The organism is Shewanella intestini, assembly GCF_018221465.1.
In the GTDB taxonomy this organism is placed as follows: domain Bacteria; phylum Pseudomonadota; class Gammaproteobacteria; order Enterobacterales; family Shewanellaceae; genus Shewanella; species Shewanella intestini.
Genome location: NZ_JAAIKR010000001.1, coordinates 244,363 through 261,222 on the forward strand (window position 1 = coordinate 244,363; position 16,860 = coordinate 261,222).

14 protein-coding genes are annotated in these 16,860 nt (G+C 41.4%); 11 read left to right on the plus strand and 3 right to left on the minus strand.

All coding sequences use genetic code 11. The annotated features are described in order from the left end of the window. Positions 1–3 precede the first annotated feature (3 nt). The 4 genes from G3R48_RS01090 (at position 4) to G3R48_RS01105 (ending at position 3,226) form a co-directional block, all read left to right on the plus strand. On the plus strand, positions 4–1,242 hold the full coding sequence (locus G3R48_RS01090; protein WP_153661105.1) for an SAM-dependent methyltransferase: 1,239 nt from the start codon (positions 4–6) through the stop codon (positions 1,240–1,242). 28 nt (positions 1,243–1,270) lie between these two features. After that, the gene (locus G3R48_RS01095) at positions 1,271–1,807 is read left to right on the plus strand and encodes a DUF2878 domain-containing protein (RefSeq protein WP_153661103.1); all 537 of its coding nucleotides are present in this window, start codon (positions 1,271–1,273) and stop codon (positions 1,805–1,807) included. Positions 1,808–1,820: 13 nt separating this feature from the next. After that, positions 1,821–2,609 (plus strand): chalcone isomerase family protein, encoded by a 789-nt coding sequence (locus tag G3R48_RS01100; protein ID WP_212593168.1) that lies wholly within the window; start codon positions 1,821–1,823, stop codon positions 2,607–2,609. A 65-nt stretch (positions 2,610–2,674) separates the two neighbouring features. After that, positions 2,675–3,226, plus strand: a complete 552-nt coding sequence (locus G3R48_RS01105; RefSeq protein ID WP_153661099.1) for a DUF3833 domain-containing protein — start codon at positions 2,675–2,677, stop codon at positions 3,224–3,226. Positions 3,227–3,363: 137 nt separating this feature from the next. Here G3R48_RS01105 and G3R48_RS01110 read toward each other — a convergent pair whose 3' ends face one another. Further along, entirely contained in the window at positions 3,364–3,705 is a 342-nt protein-coding gene (locus G3R48_RS01110; protein ID WP_153661096.1) for a DUF3634 family protein, read from the minus strand. A 700-nt stretch (positions 3,706–4,405) separates the two neighbouring features. On the opposite strand from G3R48_RS01110, the gene G3R48_RS01115 reads away from it, so the two are divergent. Then, positions 4,406–5,137 carry a DUF599 domain-containing protein gene (locus G3R48_RS01115; protein ID WP_153661094.1) on the plus strand — a complete coding sequence of 244 codons (732 nt, stop codon included), beginning with the start codon at positions 4,406–4,408 and terminating at the stop codon, positions 5,135–5,137. Between the two features lie 223 nt (positions 5,138–5,360). On the opposite strand, the gene G3R48_RS01120 is transcribed toward G3R48_RS01115, so the two are convergent. Next, the gene (locus tag G3R48_RS01120; RefSeq protein WP_212593169.1) at positions 5,361–5,516 is read right to left on the minus strand and encodes a hypothetical protein; all 156 of its coding nucleotides are present in this window, start codon (positions 5,514–5,516) and stop codon (positions 5,361–5,363) included. A gap of 296 nt (positions 5,517–5,812) precedes the next feature. On the opposite strand from G3R48_RS01120, the gene G3R48_RS01125 reads away from it, so the two are divergent. The 6 genes from G3R48_RS01125 (at position 5,813) to G3R48_RS01150 (ending at position 15,277) form a co-directional block, all read left to right on the plus strand. Beyond that, positions 5,813–6,862 (plus strand): HlyD family secretion protein, encoded by a 1,050-nt coding sequence (locus G3R48_RS01125; RefSeq protein WP_153661090.1) that lies wholly within the window; start codon positions 5,813–5,815, stop codon positions 6,860–6,862. A 46-nt stretch (positions 6,863–6,908) separates the two neighbouring features. Further along, a complete protein-coding gene (locus G3R48_RS01130; RefSeq protein ID WP_153661088.1) occupies positions 6,909–7,925 on the plus strand; it encodes a DUF2955 domain-containing protein in 1,017 nt (338 codons plus the stop codon). Beyond that, positions 7,885–8,349, plus strand: coding sequence for a MarR family winged helix-turn-helix transcriptional regulator (locus G3R48_RS01135; protein ID WP_153661086.1), 465 nt, complete (start codon positions 7,885–7,887; stop codon positions 8,347–8,349). The genes G3R48_RS01130 and G3R48_RS01135 overlap by 41 nt, the downstream gene beginning before the upstream one ends. A 504-nt stretch (positions 8,350–8,853) precedes the next feature. Beyond that, complete coding sequence (locus tag G3R48_RS01140) at positions 8,854–11,211, plus strand: ATP-binding protein (RefSeq protein WP_153661084.1); 2,358 nt, start codon at positions 8,854–8,856, stop codon at positions 11,209–11,211. Further along, positions 11,211–12,110, plus strand: coding sequence for a mechanosensitive ion channel family protein (locus G3R48_RS01145; protein WP_194823824.1), 900 nt, complete (start codon positions 11,211–11,213; stop codon positions 12,108–12,110). Before G3R48_RS01140 ends, G3R48_RS01145 begins: the two co-directional genes overlap by 1 nt. 578 nt (positions 12,111–12,688) lie before the next feature. Continuing rightward, positions 12,689–15,277, plus strand: coding sequence for a glycosyl hydrolase family 18 protein (locus tag G3R48_RS01150; protein ID WP_153661082.1), 2,589 nt, complete (start codon positions 12,689–12,691; stop codon positions 15,275–15,277). Positions 15,278–15,455: 178 nt separating this feature from the next. On the opposite strand, the gene G3R48_RS01155 is transcribed toward G3R48_RS01150, so the two are convergent. Beyond that, complete coding sequence (locus G3R48_RS01155) at positions 15,456–16,511, minus strand: cysteine synthase A (protein ID WP_153661080.1); 1,056 nt, start codon at positions 16,509–16,511, stop codon at positions 15,456–15,458. Positions 16,512–16,860: the final 349 nt, after the last annotated feature.

Below are 16,860 nucleotides of genomic sequence, written 5' to 3' on the forward strand. Positions count from 1 at the left end.
AACATGGAAAATACGGTTACTCAACAGGAAATTTCTCAAGCAGGCTTAAGCGATAGTTTTGCAAAAAAAATTTTATTAAAAGCCCTCAATGGCCTAGAACAAGGCTATTTAACGATTATTGAAGGGAATCAGTCGTTTGTATTTGGTAAGGAAAGCGATCCGCTACATGCCACCATTCAAATCAAGCATGTTAGCTTTTACCGACAAGTCATGTTTAGCGGATCAATTGGTGCGGGCGAGGCATATATTCAAGGTCACTGGGCAAGCCCTGACTTGACCAAAGTCGTGCAGATATTTGCCAAAAATATGAGCCTACTCGACAAGGTAGAAAGTTACTTTTCATGGGTGACTCATATCGCTAGTCGACTGAAACATGTGTTTAATCGCAATTCTCAAGCGGGATCAAAGCGCAATATCTTAGCCCATTACGACCTTGGCAATGATATGTACCAGCAGTTTTTAGACCCTGAAATGCTGTATTCTAGTGCCATTTATCCAACACCTGACGCCACGCTTGAACAAGCTCAATTACACAAAATGCAATTAATTTGTCAGCGTTTAGATTTGCGTGCAGGGCAAACATTGTTGGAAGTGGGAACAGGGTGGGGCGCATTAGCCATTTATGCGGCCACGCATTACGATGTGCATGTGACCACAACCACGATTTCAGATGCTCAACACGACTACGCCGCCGAGCGTATAAATCAACTTGGCTTACAAGATAAAGTGACCTTGCTAAAAAGTGATTATCGTTTGTTAACCGGGCAATATGACCGAGTAGTCTCTATTGAAATGATTGAAGCTGTAGGGCATGAATATTTAGGTGGATTTTTTAGCAAGCTTAACCAGTTACTCCTGCCAAATGGCCGATTGTTAATTCAAGCTATTACCATTGCTGATCAACGCTATGATAGCTACCGCAGCAGCGTTGACTTTATTCAGCGTTATATTTTCCCCGGTGGGTGCTTACCGTCTATCAGTGAAATGACCCGTCATTTGAGCCAGAAAACTGACCTCGTGCCGTGGTCAATTAATGATATTGGTCATGATTACGCCAAAACGTTAGCTGATTGGCATCAGCGTTTTGATGACGCGGAACAAAAAATTAACGACTTAGGTTACGGTGAAGACTTTATACGTATGTGGAAGTTTTACCTAAGTTATTGTGAAGGCGGCTTTTTAGAGCGCTCAACCAGTGCGGTGCATCTAGTAGCCAATAAGCCACTTTATCGTATCAATTAATATGGGCTAACCTCGCGAGAAGTTTGAAATGAGCAAAACATCCTTGTTGTTATTTAATGTTGGCGGATTTCAAACTATCTGGTGGTTAGGCGTGTTATACCATAATCAATTTGTGGCGATATCACTTAGCATTATTGCCATTCATTTCTTGTTGTCATCGCAAAAACTAAAAGACGCGAAGTTAATGGCTATTGTTGCCATAACAGGGATGGTGATTGATAGCTTGCTCACTCTTTCTGGGGTATTTATATTTAATGTAACGCCTTATTGGCTCGGTCTATTATGGATGATGTTTGCCTTAAGCTTGCCTTATAGTTTGGCATTTTTAACTCGTATTCCAGTTGGATATCAGGCGCTAGCAGGCGGGGTGTCTGGTGCGATGAGTTATCTTGCAGGAGCTAAATTATTGGCAGTTGATTTAGGCTATGGCTTCGTAACGTCAACGATTTTATTGGTGGTGATCTGGTCGTTATTGTTGCCCGTATTGGTCTTTATAACAATCCACTTAATGCCGCACCTTCGAGGACACCATGCAAAAATGGCTTTTGAGCAAGGAAACAGCTAAACAAAGAGGGTCAATGAACATGCCGTTAGTGTTTAATGGTTTGCCCTTTATAGACACTAATGTGGTAATCAAGAAGAGCTTGTTGGTCACTTTTGGCTGTATGGCGATGATGTCTCACGTACATGCTGCGCAGAGTGCTCTGCAAAGCCGTCTCACCATGACCACTCAAGCCGCCCCGAACACTGATGACCATCAAATTGATGCAGCGCTTGTCAAGGCTAATAGCGTCAACATTAAAAACGTTAATTCGACAACGTACACTTCTGGCATCAATAATCATTCCAGCAGCGCTAACAACTCATTTAATTCAAGCGTATCAAGTCATCTAAGCAGCAATATAACTAGCAACGCAGCTTCTCGTAAACCTGACACGTCGTGGCGTGAAGTCGGGACCGGTGAGATGGCATTTATGTGGATTGATATTTACCGTGCCACCCTATTAACAGCCACAGGTCAGTATCTTAATCAACAGTTACCAGTAGCATTAGAGATTGAATACTATCGAGACATCGATGCTGATGACTTGGTTTCTGCCACGATTGATCAATGGCAGCACCTTGGTCTTTCTCAACAACACATCGATACATATTCAACGCGGTTAAATGAAGCATGGCCTGATGTTAAAGAGGGCGATCGCATTAGTTTTAAAGTTGATGCTCAAGGTTATGGCGTGTTTTGGTATAACGACCATGTATTTTATCAAGCTCGTGATGTTGACTTTAGTCAAGCATTTTTATCTATTTGGCTTTCTGAACAGACCAGCGAACCAGAACTACGGGCGCAATTAATTGGACTCAATTAATTGGACTCAATTAATTCGACTAAATTAAATTTATATAACGTCAAATTGACTAAATGGAGTCGTCAATGAAACGCTTTTCTTTACCTGTTATCGGGCGTGTATTGTTGTGTTTAGCATTACTGCTTGGATTGTCATCGTGTTCATCGGTAAGCATTGATGATTACCTGGATTCAGAACCAAGGTTAGACTTACGCCAGTTTTTTGAAGGTAACTTATATGCAGCAGGGGTTGTAGAGGATTTTTCTGGTAAGGTCACCCGTAAATTCACAGTTGAAATGACAGCGCAATGGCAAGGTGATAAATGCGAATTAAAGGAGTGGTTTACCTTTGATGATGGCGAAAAACAGTTGCGTATTTGGCATATTACCGACTTAGGTCAAGGTAAATATTCTGGTAGGGCTAATGACATTTTAGGTGTGGCGTTAGGACAAGCAAAAGGCAGCGCCTTAAGGTGGCGTTATGATATGGCCTTAGCGGTAGATGATAAGACTTATCAAGTGCATTTTGACGACTGGATGTACTTAGTTGACGCCAATACTTTGATTAATAAAAGCGACATTATCAAGTTTGGCGTAACGGTGGGAAAGGTGACGTTGGTGATTCAAAAGAAAGATTAACCGTAAGGTTTGAGAGTGAATCATTAATAATCTGAAAAGCAAAAAAACCACCTTATTCGCAGGTGGTTTTTTATTATTTACCGTAGCACGTAGCACGTAGCACGTAGCACGTAGCACTAGGCTCTAAGCTCTAAGCATTAACCCGTAAGTTTAGAGTTGTCTTTTTGCTTACGTTCATAATATTCAAAAGGGAACACATTTCGCAGTTGTTGAGTAAGCTCATCACTGACATTGGCTGAAATATTGAGCCTAATATCGCCCTGCTTTTGGGCTCTGATCGCACAAGTTAATTTGTGCTTTTTGGCGATAACTCTGCTCTCACGTTGAAACTTTTCTGGGATTTTACCTTTGTGCTTAACAAGCCTGCCATCTTTATAGTGCATTTCAAATAAGGTTAACCCTTTGTTTTTGCTAAATATTAGCTTGTAAGCTAAAAAGCATGCCACAACTAAAAAGAATATTTTTAAAGCTGTATCCATTGGCGATACCTCTATGGGTTGTTATTGTTAATTATGTAATAAAATACACGCCTTAGTGCGTTATGCAATGGATAATGAAGGTAAATTGTGAGCTAAATCGATTCTTTGGAAATAAGTTAGGCTAGAGATAGTTTATGTCGTTGAAGCAACATTTTTAACGAAATTAGCTTGTTATGATGATTTTGAATCAACAGATGAGAAGGAACAAGCTATGAGCGTTTCAAATATGCAACGGTGGACTGAAATTTGTGATATTCAGCATGAGATCTTGACTAAGATGTCAAGACGATTTCCACAACGAAAAAAACAATTAACATCATTAACTTCAGATTGGGATCGTTTCAAACATCAAGTAGAGAGCGATAACATTCCAAACTGTTCGTCAGCGAAGCTTTCTGAACCAAACTATCATCACTGAGCAATGAAAATTTTACTGATTGAGCACGTTAAACCTACCTTAGGATGAACGTTCATGAAATATATGGCGTTCATCACTAATTTTTTCGCTAAACCCTATAAAATATAATTTGTTAAACTGCTTAGTTACCCCACACTCAAGCTTAGTTTCACTACACTCATGCCTAGTTAAACCAACCTGATAGGTCAATTGACCGTTAATTTCAGTCCGCCTTGGATTGTTGTGTTGTTATTTTTCTGATGCATACTATTAATTCCACTATATTAGCTTTGTTGAATCATTATGTTTTTCTCTTTGTTAGACGTTGTTGCGCTTGGTTGTTTTATTTTTAGTTGGGTTGGGTACACCTATTTTGCTAAACATAAAGCCAAGTCAACAGACTGTATTTCTCGTTGTTTACATATGCACCGTATTCATTGGATGAACTCAGTGATTAATCGGCAAGTGCGGATTGCTGATGCTGCGTTAATGGCAAATGTTGAGCGTAATAACGCTTTTTTTGCTTCATCCACTTTATTAGTGCTTGCAGGGATATTGACCTTATTTGCTCAAGTCAGCCGTTTAGAAGAGGTCATTGCTTCTGTCCCTTATGCCACTGGAGCAACTGATGCTCTTATCCAAGTTAAACTTGGTGTGGTTGTTGGTATATTTGTGATGGCATTCTTCCACTTTACTTGGGCAATGCGCCAATATGGTTTTTTAAATGTCATGCTCGGAGCCGCCCCATTTGGCTCTACCGAAAAAAATGAACACCTATTTGCTTATGGAAGACAAATGGCAACGGTTAGCGACCAAGCGGCCCATTCTTATAATTATGGATTACGCTCTTATTACTTCTCAATGGCTGCGCTATGTTGGTTTTGGAATCCATTTGCATTAATTATTGCTAGTTTATTGGTGGTGTATACCTTGTATCGTCGTGAATTTAAGTCGCGGGCAGTAAAAGCCATTACCTTGGCGCAAAAACACTTAGAAAGTGAGGCTAAATCGCGCGGCATTGATTTTATTAAGTGATTAATTAATGCTGTTATCTATTGATTTTAAATGACCATAAAAGTGGCTATGACATTGAAAGTAAATAACACGTACAGTTAAAAAACAGCCAAAATCTAGTAAGCATAATGATAAGGTTTTGGCCGTTACATTTAATACTTGCAGTTAGTTCTGCCTTTTAGCCCATCAATTGATGGGCTTTTTTGTGGCTAACATTCCTATTTGCACCCTTCAATTGGGTTAATTAATTTATTTTGGCTGCTTGGCTGCTTGGCTGCTTGGCTGCTTGGCTGCTTGGCTGCTTGGCTGCTTGGCTGCTTGGCTGCTTGGCTGCTTGGCTGCTTGGCTGCTTGGCTGCTGGGTATTGGCTGCTGGGTATTGGTGGAAGTGATATTAGCAAGGAATCGGTAAGTGACTTAGAGGCGCTTTATACTGACAGTTTATCGATATTACCTTAAATCCTTGTGGGTGGACTACGCTTCATTAGGCAGAATATTGGTTTTGAAATGCTAATACCGGCATTAAAGTAAAAAATTTTCCTTTGTAGTTATTTATTTATGGTGTTGAATTTTAATAATAAAACAACACTCCCTCCGCCGCATTCATCTTTATCAAAGTAAAAAACTCAATAATATTGTTGCATATACAACAATAAGGGCTATACTTGGCTTAATAAATTGTTGCAGGTGAAACATTATGATGAGTAAAATATATCAATGGATTTTATCTTTTATCCTTGGTGGTAGTGTGGTTTTTGCGGTTTTTTTGGTTGCGAGTGATAACCTTGCGCCTTTTACCACACAGGCTCAATTACATATTCCAACTAGCCGTATTGCTGCTGAAGTATCCGCGCCAGTAGTTGAGTTATTGGTAAAAAACGAACAAGCAGTGCAAAAAGGTGATGTGTTGGTGAAACTGGACCCAATTCGTTACCAATTGGCACTTAGCCAAGCTAAAGCGGCACTTGTGCAAGCAGAGCAAAATTACCAAGCTAAAAAACAGCAGTTAATTGGTGCACAAGCTGCGTTATTACAGCGTCAAAAAGAGTCTGAAAATGCGCAACGTAAATTAACTCGCAATAAGCAACTTGCACAAAAGAAGATTGTCAGCCAAGAAGTGCTAGATGACACCCTTGCAGATGCGGTTGTCCGTCAACAAGCGGTTACAGCTGCGCAAGCGCAAATTGCTCAAATACAAGCGCAGTTACTTCAAAGTAGTGACACTGGTGCTCTTGCCGGGGCACGAGCCAAGGTCGCTGTAGCCGAATTGAATTTAGCTAAAACGACCATTGTTGCGCCAGTTGATGGTGTAATAAGTAACTTAAATCTAAATAAAGGGACTTATGTTGGCGCTGGTAGCCCTATTTTATTTATGGTTGACCGTCAACGAGCTTGGATAAATGCCGACTTTAATGAAAAAGGCATGCGTCATTTAAGTACAGGTGCGCAAGTGAGATTAGTGTTCGACGCCCTACCAGGGCAAGTGTTTGAAGGCAGTGTCCAAGGTCATGAGTTAGCCATTCACGATGCCAGCAGTGACAACAACGGCCTAGCTCACGTTGAAAATGATGAACGCTGGATCCGTGATAAACAAAAAGTACGTACCCAAATTGTGGTGTCTGGGCTTGATCCCGATCTGTTTTCAGGTTCTAAAGTCAGTGTGATGGTGAAGTCTCCATCGACTGTTTGGAGCGCGTTAGGTAGTGCATGGATGGAATTATTGTCTGTTATTCGTTATTTAGTGTAATTGCACTTTAGATGTTGAATATTGATTCGATTTTGAGGAGCTAACGATGGATAACACGACAAGAGGTCCAATTAATTGGTCTGAAGTTATGTGGATTTCGTCAATTGTGTCATTAGGCATGTTGGCGCAAATATGGTTGCAACTGGGCATTGCGGCTTACTTAGCGTTGTTCCCTGTTATGGCGGCAACCAAGATTAGTAACTATTCACTCTTAGGCATGCTAAAAGCATTTTCCCCTATTATTTTAGTGGCTTGCGTCGCATTATTGGTCAATCAGGTTTTTGCCACGCATCCGGCAGTTGTATGGTGTGTCAGTATTTGGGTGTTTGATCGTGCTCGGCGTTGGGCTGATACACCAGCGAAAGTCGGGTTTATTTTAATCCCGTTACTTAACTGGTTTTTGGTGACAATTTTCGCTCAACAAAGTCATTTTGAAATGACGGGCTGGATACGTGATATGGCTATTAGCATGTTGACGACCATGGTAGTAGTGCGGTTTGTAAGTTTGTTTTTAACCCCACCTAAAGCCATGGCACCACCAGCAATGCCAAGTGCGCCAGTGAGCTATCGGCAACGGTTTATTTTTGTGGCGATGCTTGGCACAGGTTTAGGCTTTTTAATGATGGTAAATTTGGTGTCAGCCACGTTTTGTATGATGCCTGTGATTGTCGCGGCTGCCCAAAGCCGTCAGCAAAACTATCAAATGGTGATTAAGAACGTCCTTTACGCCCATGTTGGGGGGTGTGCATTAGCATTGATATTTATGGGGTTATTGGCAGGCCAGCATGCCCATAACTTAATTTACATCCTTAGTTTGGGTGGATTAGTGACATTAATCGCCATGTGGATCAGTGGCAGTAGAGGCGGGACGCGTGGGCTACACAGCGAAGCGATGTTAGGCACTATGTTGCCACTACAGTTATATGTCTCGGCATCTGATTTAGGGTTACACAATATTTATTTTAGGGGAGAACTGATGTTGACAGTCTTAGTGATATTAGTTATCTGCCAAGGAGTTATTTATGGAACAGCAAGTACCAATAACGATAACCGGCATTCATAATTTGGACTCCAATCCAATGTTTTTAATGGGGTTGGTCTATAAGCAATTTCGTTCAAATGTGGCTGCAGAAATGGGGCAATTAAATATTACGCTAGAAATGTACGGTGCGTTGAGAGTGTTGGGGGAACACGGTGAAATTACCCAGCAGCAACTTGCTGATTACTTACTTAGAAATCGCTCAGTAACCAAGCGTTTAGTTGATAACGGCATTAAGTTGGGCTTAATTAACGCCAGTAAAAGTGCTACCAATAAAAAAATTAAGTTACTGACATTAACGGATATTGGGCTACAAATGGCGACTCAATGTATGCCAATTGTCAATGACATTAGCCAACTCTTCCAGGACAAGCTTTGTGTGTCAGAAACCAAGCAATTAAAGTTGTTGCTTTCAAAACTGATTAACGTCGAGCACGCTGTCGATTAACGTTTCCTCATTGATAAGCTGCAAATATTATCAACCGCAGACAGTGTTATACTGCTGCGGTTTTTTTTGTTTAATGAGTTATTTTTTACTCGTTAATGGTTTTTATCTTAATTTTTCTAAAGCAATAAGGTTAGCGTTCTAAAGACATTTACTCTTGTTTCAAAGCCGGTAACCCTTTGGCTTACCTTCCTTCGTGTGAAGATAAATGCCTAATAAAAATGATTTGAAAACTAATCTCTTTTGATAAATGCGCGCTTTGATATTAAATGATACATTTTGCGCTATTTTTATAAGAACATTGCTTTAGCTCGCACCTTTTTGTCGACAAAGGCGGTAATCTTGGCAAACTCGGTATATTACCGATACGTAATATGACGATGATAAACTAGCGATACCCCATCTGTATTCTTGTCTTAACAACCTATATTGACAGCAAAATTTATCTCTTATGCTATTTTCATACTTGATATCTTCGCTGTTTGCCAATGGAGTTTACGCCCCAATATGTTGCCCAAATTTATCACAGCTTTACTGACTTTAGGCGCAATTTTATGTTCCATGCCAAGCATGAGTGCCGACTGGCGCGCCTATGACGCGCCTAAACTCACCGAATCAAGTGAGCACATACATCAACAAGTGAATGCATTACCTGAACTGCATATGGCAAATCACCATGATAAAAACCAAGCAGCAAAGATGCTCATTGCCACGTTTACTGAACAACAAGCTCATGCGAAAAAACTCAATCAAGCATTAACGGTGTTTCGCAACCAACACAGCGCGAAGCAATGGGCATTGGTTGAGAAAACTAAATATTCGTTAGACAGCCTAAGCCAAGATAAGTCGAAGCTACTTAATTATGTAACCGACAGCGTGAATGAAAGGTTTACCGGTTTTGGGCCTGATGGGGTAAGACAATTATTGCTTGAAGTCAGTGTGACTGAGTCTATCGTTAATTATCAAGTTGTGTCGCAGTACCGCAGCTTTATTAAATTTATTAATGATTTAAAAATTTCACCAGTGCCAGTGTTAGTACTGATATTTAAGTTGTTGGTGATTTATTTTGCCTTGTCGTGGTGGCTAAAAGCTGGCCCTGCAATCATTGTTCGTCAATTAGATGAAACCCAGTTAAAACTGCAAAACAACCAAATGTCCAGCCATACCTTTTGGCGTTACTTTAATATCATCCAAGTGCCTGTGGCTTGGTTTATTGCCATGAGTTTATTGCTGCAAGTGTTGGTTAATCTACCCGGACTTGAAAGCCTAAATTATTTAAGCGTGATCATTAATTGGAGCTTTTCGGCCGCCATTATTATTCGTTTATTAATGGAATTTACTGCTTATCATAGTTATCACAACAATCAATCTGATGTGGTGGCATTGCGAGTGCGCACGTTAAAGCGTTGGGTGTGGACGCTAATGGTGGCAGGGATTATCATCAAAGCTACCACAATGAGCGTGTATCAAGGAACCATTTATGCGTGGGTTAACACCCTGATATTAATCATTGTTACCTTGTTATTGATTAAAACCTTACGAGACTGGCGCAATGTTATTTTTGTCCAACTTGAACGCAATGAAGAACAACCTAATTATATTCAATGGGCGATTAAGCGTAAAGATAATCGCTTTATTGCGCCAATTGCCACTTTACTTGGCATTATAAGATTATTTACCCAGCGTTTATTTCAAGAGTTATTTAATAGCCTATCTCAGTACCAAAGTTTCAAACATGCCATTGCGTATTTCTTTCGCATTGAAGTGGCTAAACAAAGTAAAGCGGATAAAGACAATGCAAACATGGCGCGCATTAAAGGCGAGGCCACGTTTAATTATGTTAAGCCCGGCCATGAGCAAAGTGAGTTAATTAACCATTATGCCAGTGATGAACTCAATGAAATTTCACGTTATGTACTGGCTCCTATCCCTGCGATGGCGGTGCTTTACGGAGAAAGAGGCTTGGGGTTAACGACCTTATTAAAACGAGTTATTTATCGCGCGAAATCTCAACATGCTATTTATATTAATTGTCCTCACGGCGGGTATAACGCCTTAGTACAACAACTGTGTGCCAGCTTAGACTTACAAGAGGATGCACAAGAAGTCACATTAATTAAATACCTGCGCGCCAGTGAACAGCGAATTGTGTTTTGTATTGATAATTGCCAGCGGATTATTAGCCCGAAAGTAAACGGGTTACATGACTTAATGCGGCTGTCGAAACTGCTCCGTCGTGGCCGTAATAATCATGGGGTGGTATTAGGCATTGAGGTGTCAGCTTGGCGTTTTGTTGATCGCGCCAGAGGCGAGCGCTTATTGTTTGATAAAGTGATTGCCATGCCACGCTGGAACGAAGATCAAATAGCCTCGTTGCTGAGCAGCCGGATTGAAACAGAAGGTGAATACGCCCTTAGCTTTAAAGGCTTAAAACTCCCTAAACAATGGGATGAGCATAAGCTCAGTGATACAGAACGTGCTGAGCAAGGGTTTTATCGTATTTTATGGGACTACTCAGATGGCAATCCCAGTGTCGCACTACGATTTTTTAGACAGTCATTGCATCAAGATAAACAAACTGAAGAAGTGTTTGTGCGTATCTTTAAAGCACCCGATGCTAAAGAATTAGAAAACATGCCAAAACCGATGTTGGCTGTGCTTAGGGCGATTGTACAGCTTGAAGTGGCCTCTGCTGAAGAGCTGTCAGATTGTACCCAACTAGGGTTTGCCGAAGTACTTAATACGTTACGTTATTTTCAAAACCGAGGCTTTATTGAGCTGATTGACGACAAAGCTAAAATTTCATCTCATTGGTTTAGATACATAACCAATACTCTGCATAATCAACACTTATTGGTGAAGTAATGAATACTCGATGGATAACTTATTTTGCGTTAGTTGCGTTAATGTTGAGCGCTCAAGTCAGCGCCGAAGAGCTTGCACCTAACTTAGACAGTTTGACCGAATTTGCTAGCCTGATTCGTTGGAGTGGCGTATTTATGTCACTTATCGTCATTATTGTGGCGTGGGGCATGCTCAAGTTTACTCAAAACATTGTTGAATCGATTGGTAATCAGTTTGCTCAGCGGCGGATGCTGGTGCAAAAACTGCACTCGTTTTTTCAATTCTTTGTGTATATGAGCGCAGGTATTACTGTGTTTATGCTCAGTTTTCGGGTTGATGACCGTGTATTAACTTTAATTGGTGGCACATTGGCCGTTTCGGTTGGCTTTGCGATGAAAGATCTCGCAGCATCGTTTATTGCAGGTTTAACTGTGATGATAGACAGGCCTTTTCAGGTGGGCGACCGGGTGACATTTGAAGGCCATTATGGCGACATTATTGCCATTGGCTTACGCTCGGTAAGAATGTGTACCTTAACCGACGATATCATTACTATCCCTAACAGTAAGTTTTTAAGCGACGTGGTGGTGAGCGGTAATTATGGTGCACTTGATATGCAGGTGGTGATCCCATTTTATGTTGCGTTGGATCAAGACTTATCATTAGCTACTGATATTATTAGAGAAGCTGCTGCTTCAAGCCGCTATATTCATTTACCTAAACCTGTGGTGGTATTGGTTAAGCAAGACATTAGCGACAGCTACTTTGCCATTAAACTCACATTGAAAGCCTATGTGCTTGATATTAAGTATGAAAAACTCTTTGAAACCGATATTACCTTACGTGTGATGCAAGAGTTTAAAAAGCAGGATATTAACCCGCCAACCATTATGCAAAGCACGCGAATTTCTCGCTCATAATATCGCTAACATCAGTAAATAGATAAATGTGGATACAAATAGCCTGACTTGTCAGGCTATTTTTTTACATTAATTAAATTCAAGTTGGGCTTGGGCGATTTAAATGTGGCTTGAAATATTGTTGTTTTTTACTGCGGGCTTCTATGGTGTTTTCTGTTGTTTAATGGCTGTTTTTTAACAGCAATTATTTAGCTGTTCCTAAACCAGTCAAGCGCAAAGTATGCGTGTTATGGCCTAATTAAGCATTCTAATTTGTAGCGGTTATATCTCTTAATAGCGCTAGAAGTCGATCATAAATTTAACATTAAGCTTGTGTTTTACTGATATTGCGTTAGGTTAATAAGTCAGTAGATGACAGCGTTGTCATTTGCTTTTAGCTTTTGAAAGTAAGGCAAGCTAACCGTTGTGTTAGTGGCACGTCTCCTAATGGCTATTGAGTAGGAGAGGTCAGAAGTTTCTTCGTGTGAGTAAGGGTTACAGTGACATTAAATGCGCTGGGCGCTCCATGGTAGTAGGGATTAAGCAGTATTCTGTAGATGTTTTGCCTTATTCATAATGATAATAAAATAAGGGACACTATGTTTAAAACGACACTTAAGACCTCAGCATTAATTGCTGCTGTTAGTGCAGGTAATGCACTCGCACAAGCCCCTGGAAAACCCACAATTGAGTGGGGCGAAACTAACTTCTCCTTGATTGAAGTGAACCATATGGCAAGTGCTTACAATGATCTTGTCACGATAAAAGACGCTGCAACCGTTTCTGTTGACTGGAGTTTATGGAGCGGCGATGCAGGTGACACCGCCCAAGTGTTATTTGACGGTGTAGAAGTTTGGTCAGGCCCGAGTGCAACTTCTGGCACTGCAACATTTGATATCAGCACTGGTGGCCGTTATCAAATGCAGGTTGGCTTATGTAACGACTCAGGTTGCACCCTCAGTGACACCAAAGAGATTGTGGTTGCTGACACCGACGGTAGCCATTTAGCGCCACTGACAACACGCTTACTTGAAAACAACCAAGCCTATGCCAATAAGACCGGTAAAGTTGTGGGCACCTATTTTGTTGAATGGGGTGTTTATGGCCGTGACTTTTCTGTTGATAAAATGCCTGCGCAAAACCTCACTCATATTCTTTATGGCTTTACCCCAATTTGTGGAGGTGACGGCATTAATGACAGTTTAAAAGAAATCGATGGTAGCTTTGAAGCGCTACAACGAGCCTGTGCTGGCCGAGAAGATTTTAAAGTAGCCATTCACGACCCATGGGCGGCAGTACAAATGCCCCAAGAAGGCGTAGCGAATTATTCAGATCCGTACAAAGGCAATTTTGGCCAGTTGATGGCGTTAAAACAAGCTTATCCAGACTTGAAAATTTTGCCGTCAATTGGGGGGTGGACATTATCAGACCCATTCTATTTTTTTGATGACAAGGTGAAGCGTGACCGTTTTGTGGCCTCGGTAAAAGAGTATTTGCAAACATGGAAATTCTTTGATGGTGTTGATATTGACTGGGAATATCCAGGTGGACTTGGTGCTAATGCTGCATTAGGTAATCAAGATACTGATGGCGATACTTATGTTTTGCTCATGAAAGATTTACGTGCAATGCTTAATGAGTTATCTGCAGAAACAGGCCGTGAGTATCAGTTAACGTCAGCGATTGGTGCCTCTGAAGCAAAAGTTGCCCAAGTTGATTATCAACAAGCTCAGCAATACATGGATAACATCTTCTTGATGAGCTACGACTTTTACGGTGCATGGTCATACACTGAACTCAATCACCAGGCTGCGTTATATGGTGCTAGCTGGAAACCTGAAACAGAAAACACCACGCATAACGGCGTAAGTTACTTGCTTGCCCAAGGTGTTGACCCTGAGAAAATTGTTGTAGGCGCAGCCATGTATGGCCGTGGTTGGTCTGGTGTCAGTGGTTATGAAAATAATAATCCGTTTACTGGTACAGCAACGGGTAAAATTAAAGGGACGTGGGAAGACGGCGTATTGGATTACCGTCATATTGCAGACGCGCATATGTCAGGTGATTGGCAATATTCGTATGATGAAATTGCTCAAGCGCCGTACCTGTTTAATCCAACTACTGGTGACTTAATTACTTATGACGATCCACGTTCTGTTAAAGCCAAGGGCGCGTATGTATTAGCTAACCAACTCGGCGGATTATTCTCGTGGGAGATTGATGCAGATAACGGCGATATTTTAAATGCCATGCATGAAGGTCTTGGACATGGCGAGGGAACGACGGCACCGATTAACAAAGCACCTATTGCACAAGTTGGTGCGGATCAAGACGTAAACGGCCCTGCTACAGTGACGTTAAATGGTGGTTTATCGCGTGATCCAGAAGGGTTGGCACTCACTTACCTTTGGCAGCAAACATCTGGCCCAAGTGTATCACTTGTTGATGCAACGCTTGTACAAGCTAGTTTCAACGTAGACGCCGCAACAACGGATACCCAATATCGCTTTACTTTAACTGTGACAGATCCAGAAGGGTTAACCGACAGCGCAACAACAACGGTCACTAACCTTGCACCGCAAGATAACCGTGCGCCGAGTGTGAGTGTCGTGAGTACCGCTTCGGTTAATGCGGGGCAAAACATTGTTATTGCAGCAACGGCTAGCGACCCTGACGGTGACAGCTTAGTGTATAACTGGTCATTGCCTACTGGGATTAGTGCAACAGGGGCCGATACCGATAGTGTATTAGTCAGTGCACCTAATGTCAGTGTTGATACCCAATACACGTTAACTGTAGTGGTATCTGACGGTGCGTATGATGCTCAAGCACAAGTCAACCTTACAGTCATTGCGCCTGTGGTGGTTGAAGGTTGTGAAAATAGCGACCCAGATGCAACAAACCACAGTGCATGGGAGCAAAATGCGATTTATAACACCGGTGCGACCGTTAGCCATAATTGCCTAGTATGGAAAGCAAAATACTGGACACAGTCAAATGAACCCACACCCACAGCAGATCAATGGGCGCTGCAAAGTAATGTAGAACTTGGCTGGATGTTAGGCGTTGCTTATAACGGTGGCGATACCACTACTCATGCTGGTCGTCAGTGGCAAGCCAAATGGTGGACTAAAGATGAAGAGCCAGGTGTGGCAAGTGTTTGGGTCGATATCGGCGCTGCTAATTAAGCCACATTAAACGATGATTATAATTATGCTGGTCATCTTAAATATAATCATAAACATGCTAGCTGCCTAAGTTACTTGTTTAAGTTACTTGTTTAAGTGAATTAGTGCGGCGCATTTAAAAGCCTCAAAATAGTGGTGTATCACACCTTATTTTGAGGCTTTTTTATTAGATGAAAACTTAACGTTTAACGTTAACTATCGCCGATTCAGGTTGGGCTTGGTAACGAGCAAACAGCTCAGGTAATGGCTCAATTTCATCGTGATAGCCTTTGTCAGCAAGAAACGTTTTATTATAAAGTTTTGAAGAAGACCGCTCTGCTAAGTCGCAATAAAAGGTCACAATGGTTTTATTTGCGCCCATTTTTGCCGCAGCATAAAGCGCACCAGCTAAATTAAGCGCCGCACTGCTGCCAAGGACAATACCGTCCAATACTTGTACATGCCTTGCAATAGCAATGAGATCTTTATCTGGCAGGTTAATGGCTTTATCAATTTTGGCTTGTTTGAAGTTTTCAACCAAACGCATGATACCAATGCCCTCGGTAAATGAACTGCCATGAGATTGATATTGACCCTCTTTAAGGTAGGCATACACGCCTGAGCCGTCAGGGTCGACAAGCCAAGTTTGCAGTTGTGGATTCATTTCACTTAAATAGCGCGAGTTCCCTGCAATGGTGCCACCTGTGCCTGCAACTGAAACTAATGCATCAATATTACCTTGGGTTTGCTGCCAAATTTCAGGGCCAGTATTTGCGTAATGGGCTTTGCTATTGCTGGTGTTTTCAAATTGGTCTGCCCACCAATAGTTAGCATTCGCTTCGCCTAAACGTTTGGCTGTGTGGTAAAAGTGGTCAGGGTTCGAAAACGGACATGCATCAACGAGTAATAGTTGTGCCCCGTACAGTTTCACCATTTGCTCTTTTTCAGGCGCTTGTCCTTTTGGCATGACAACTAGCATGTTGAAACCTAATGCTTGAGCTACCATCGCCAGACCAATTCCAGTGTTGCCTGCCGTGCCTTCAACAATGGTCATACCGGGGGTTAATTTTCCCGCTTCAATTGCATCTAACACTAACTGCAATGCGGCGCGGTCTTTAATTGAACCACCTGGGTTTTGTTGCTCACACTTTAATAATATTTCACAGCCACTGAGGTCAGATAAACTATTTACCCTTAATAAGTCTGTGTGGCCAATGAGTTCGGTGACGTTTTTTGCTACATGAGGGTATTGCATATTTTATGAACCTTAAATGTAGTGGGCTAGATAGGTAATACGTGTCATGACATTACGACTATGCTTGCAATGTCAATTGGGCTAATCATACCAGTCATCAATGAAAACATGATTGAAATTGGGGTTATGTGGGCCATTTTTCATCAAAAGTTGATAACTACTTACATAAATGTAGCGTGTTAATAAGTATAAATATAGATAGAGGTAACGTAATAGAATAAGGTGCAGGGTTATGATGGCAAACCGCCATACTAAGAGATGACGACTATCATCATTATGACTTGTCTGCCTGTATTGCGATTGATGCACCTTGCGCTTAACATGCATTGTGTGCAATCAGTGCGATGAT

Bases quoted from the DNA above. Each gene is read 5' to 3' on its own strand.
- G3R48_RS01090 (WP_153661105.1), top strand. From the start codon at position 4: ATGGAAAATACGGTTACTCAACAGGAAATTTCTCAAGCAGGCTTAAGC.
- G3R48_RS01095 (WP_153661103.1), top strand. From the start codon at position 1,271: ATGAGCAAAACATCCTTGTTGTTATTTAATGTTGGCGGATTTCAAACT.
- G3R48_RS01100 (WP_212593168.1), top strand. From the start codon at position 1,821: ATGAACATGCCGTTAGTGTTTAATGGTTTGCCCTTTATAGACACTAAT.
- G3R48_RS01105 (WP_153661099.1), top strand. From the start codon at position 2,675: ATGAAACGCTTTTCTTTACCTGTTATCGGGCGTGTATTGTTGTGTTTA.
- G3R48_RS01110 (WP_153661096.1), bottom strand. From the start codon at position 3,705: ATGGATACAGCTTTAAAAATATTCTTTTTAGTTGTGGCATGCTTTTTA.
- G3R48_RS01115 (WP_153661094.1), top strand. From the start codon at position 4,406: ATGTTTTTCTCTTTGTTAGACGTTGTTGCGCTTGGTTGTTTTATTTTT.
- G3R48_RS01125 (WP_153661090.1), top strand. From the start codon at position 5,813: ATGATGAGTAAAATATATCAATGGATTTTATCTTTTATCCTTGGTGGT.
- G3R48_RS01130 (WP_153661088.1), top strand. From the start codon at position 6,909: ATGGATAACACGACAAGAGGTCCAATTAATTGGTCTGAAGTTATGTGG.
- G3R48_RS01135 (WP_153661086.1), top strand. From the start codon at position 7,885: ATGGAACAGCAAGTACCAATAACGATAACCGGCATTCATAATTTGGAC.
- G3R48_RS01140 (WP_153661084.1), top strand. From the start codon at position 8,854: ATGTTGCCCAAATTTATCACAGCTTTACTGACTTTAGGCGCAATTTTA.
- G3R48_RS01145 (WP_194823824.1), top strand. From the start codon at position 11,211: ATGAATACTCGATGGATAACTTATTTTGCGTTAGTTGCGTTAATGTTG.
- G3R48_RS01150 (WP_153661082.1), top strand. From the start codon at position 12,689: ATGTTTAAAACGACACTTAAGACCTCAGCATTAATTGCTGCTGTTAGT.
- G3R48_RS01155 (WP_153661080.1), bottom strand. From the start codon at position 16,511: ATGCAATACCCTCATGTAGCAAAAAACGTCACCGAACTCATTGGCCAC.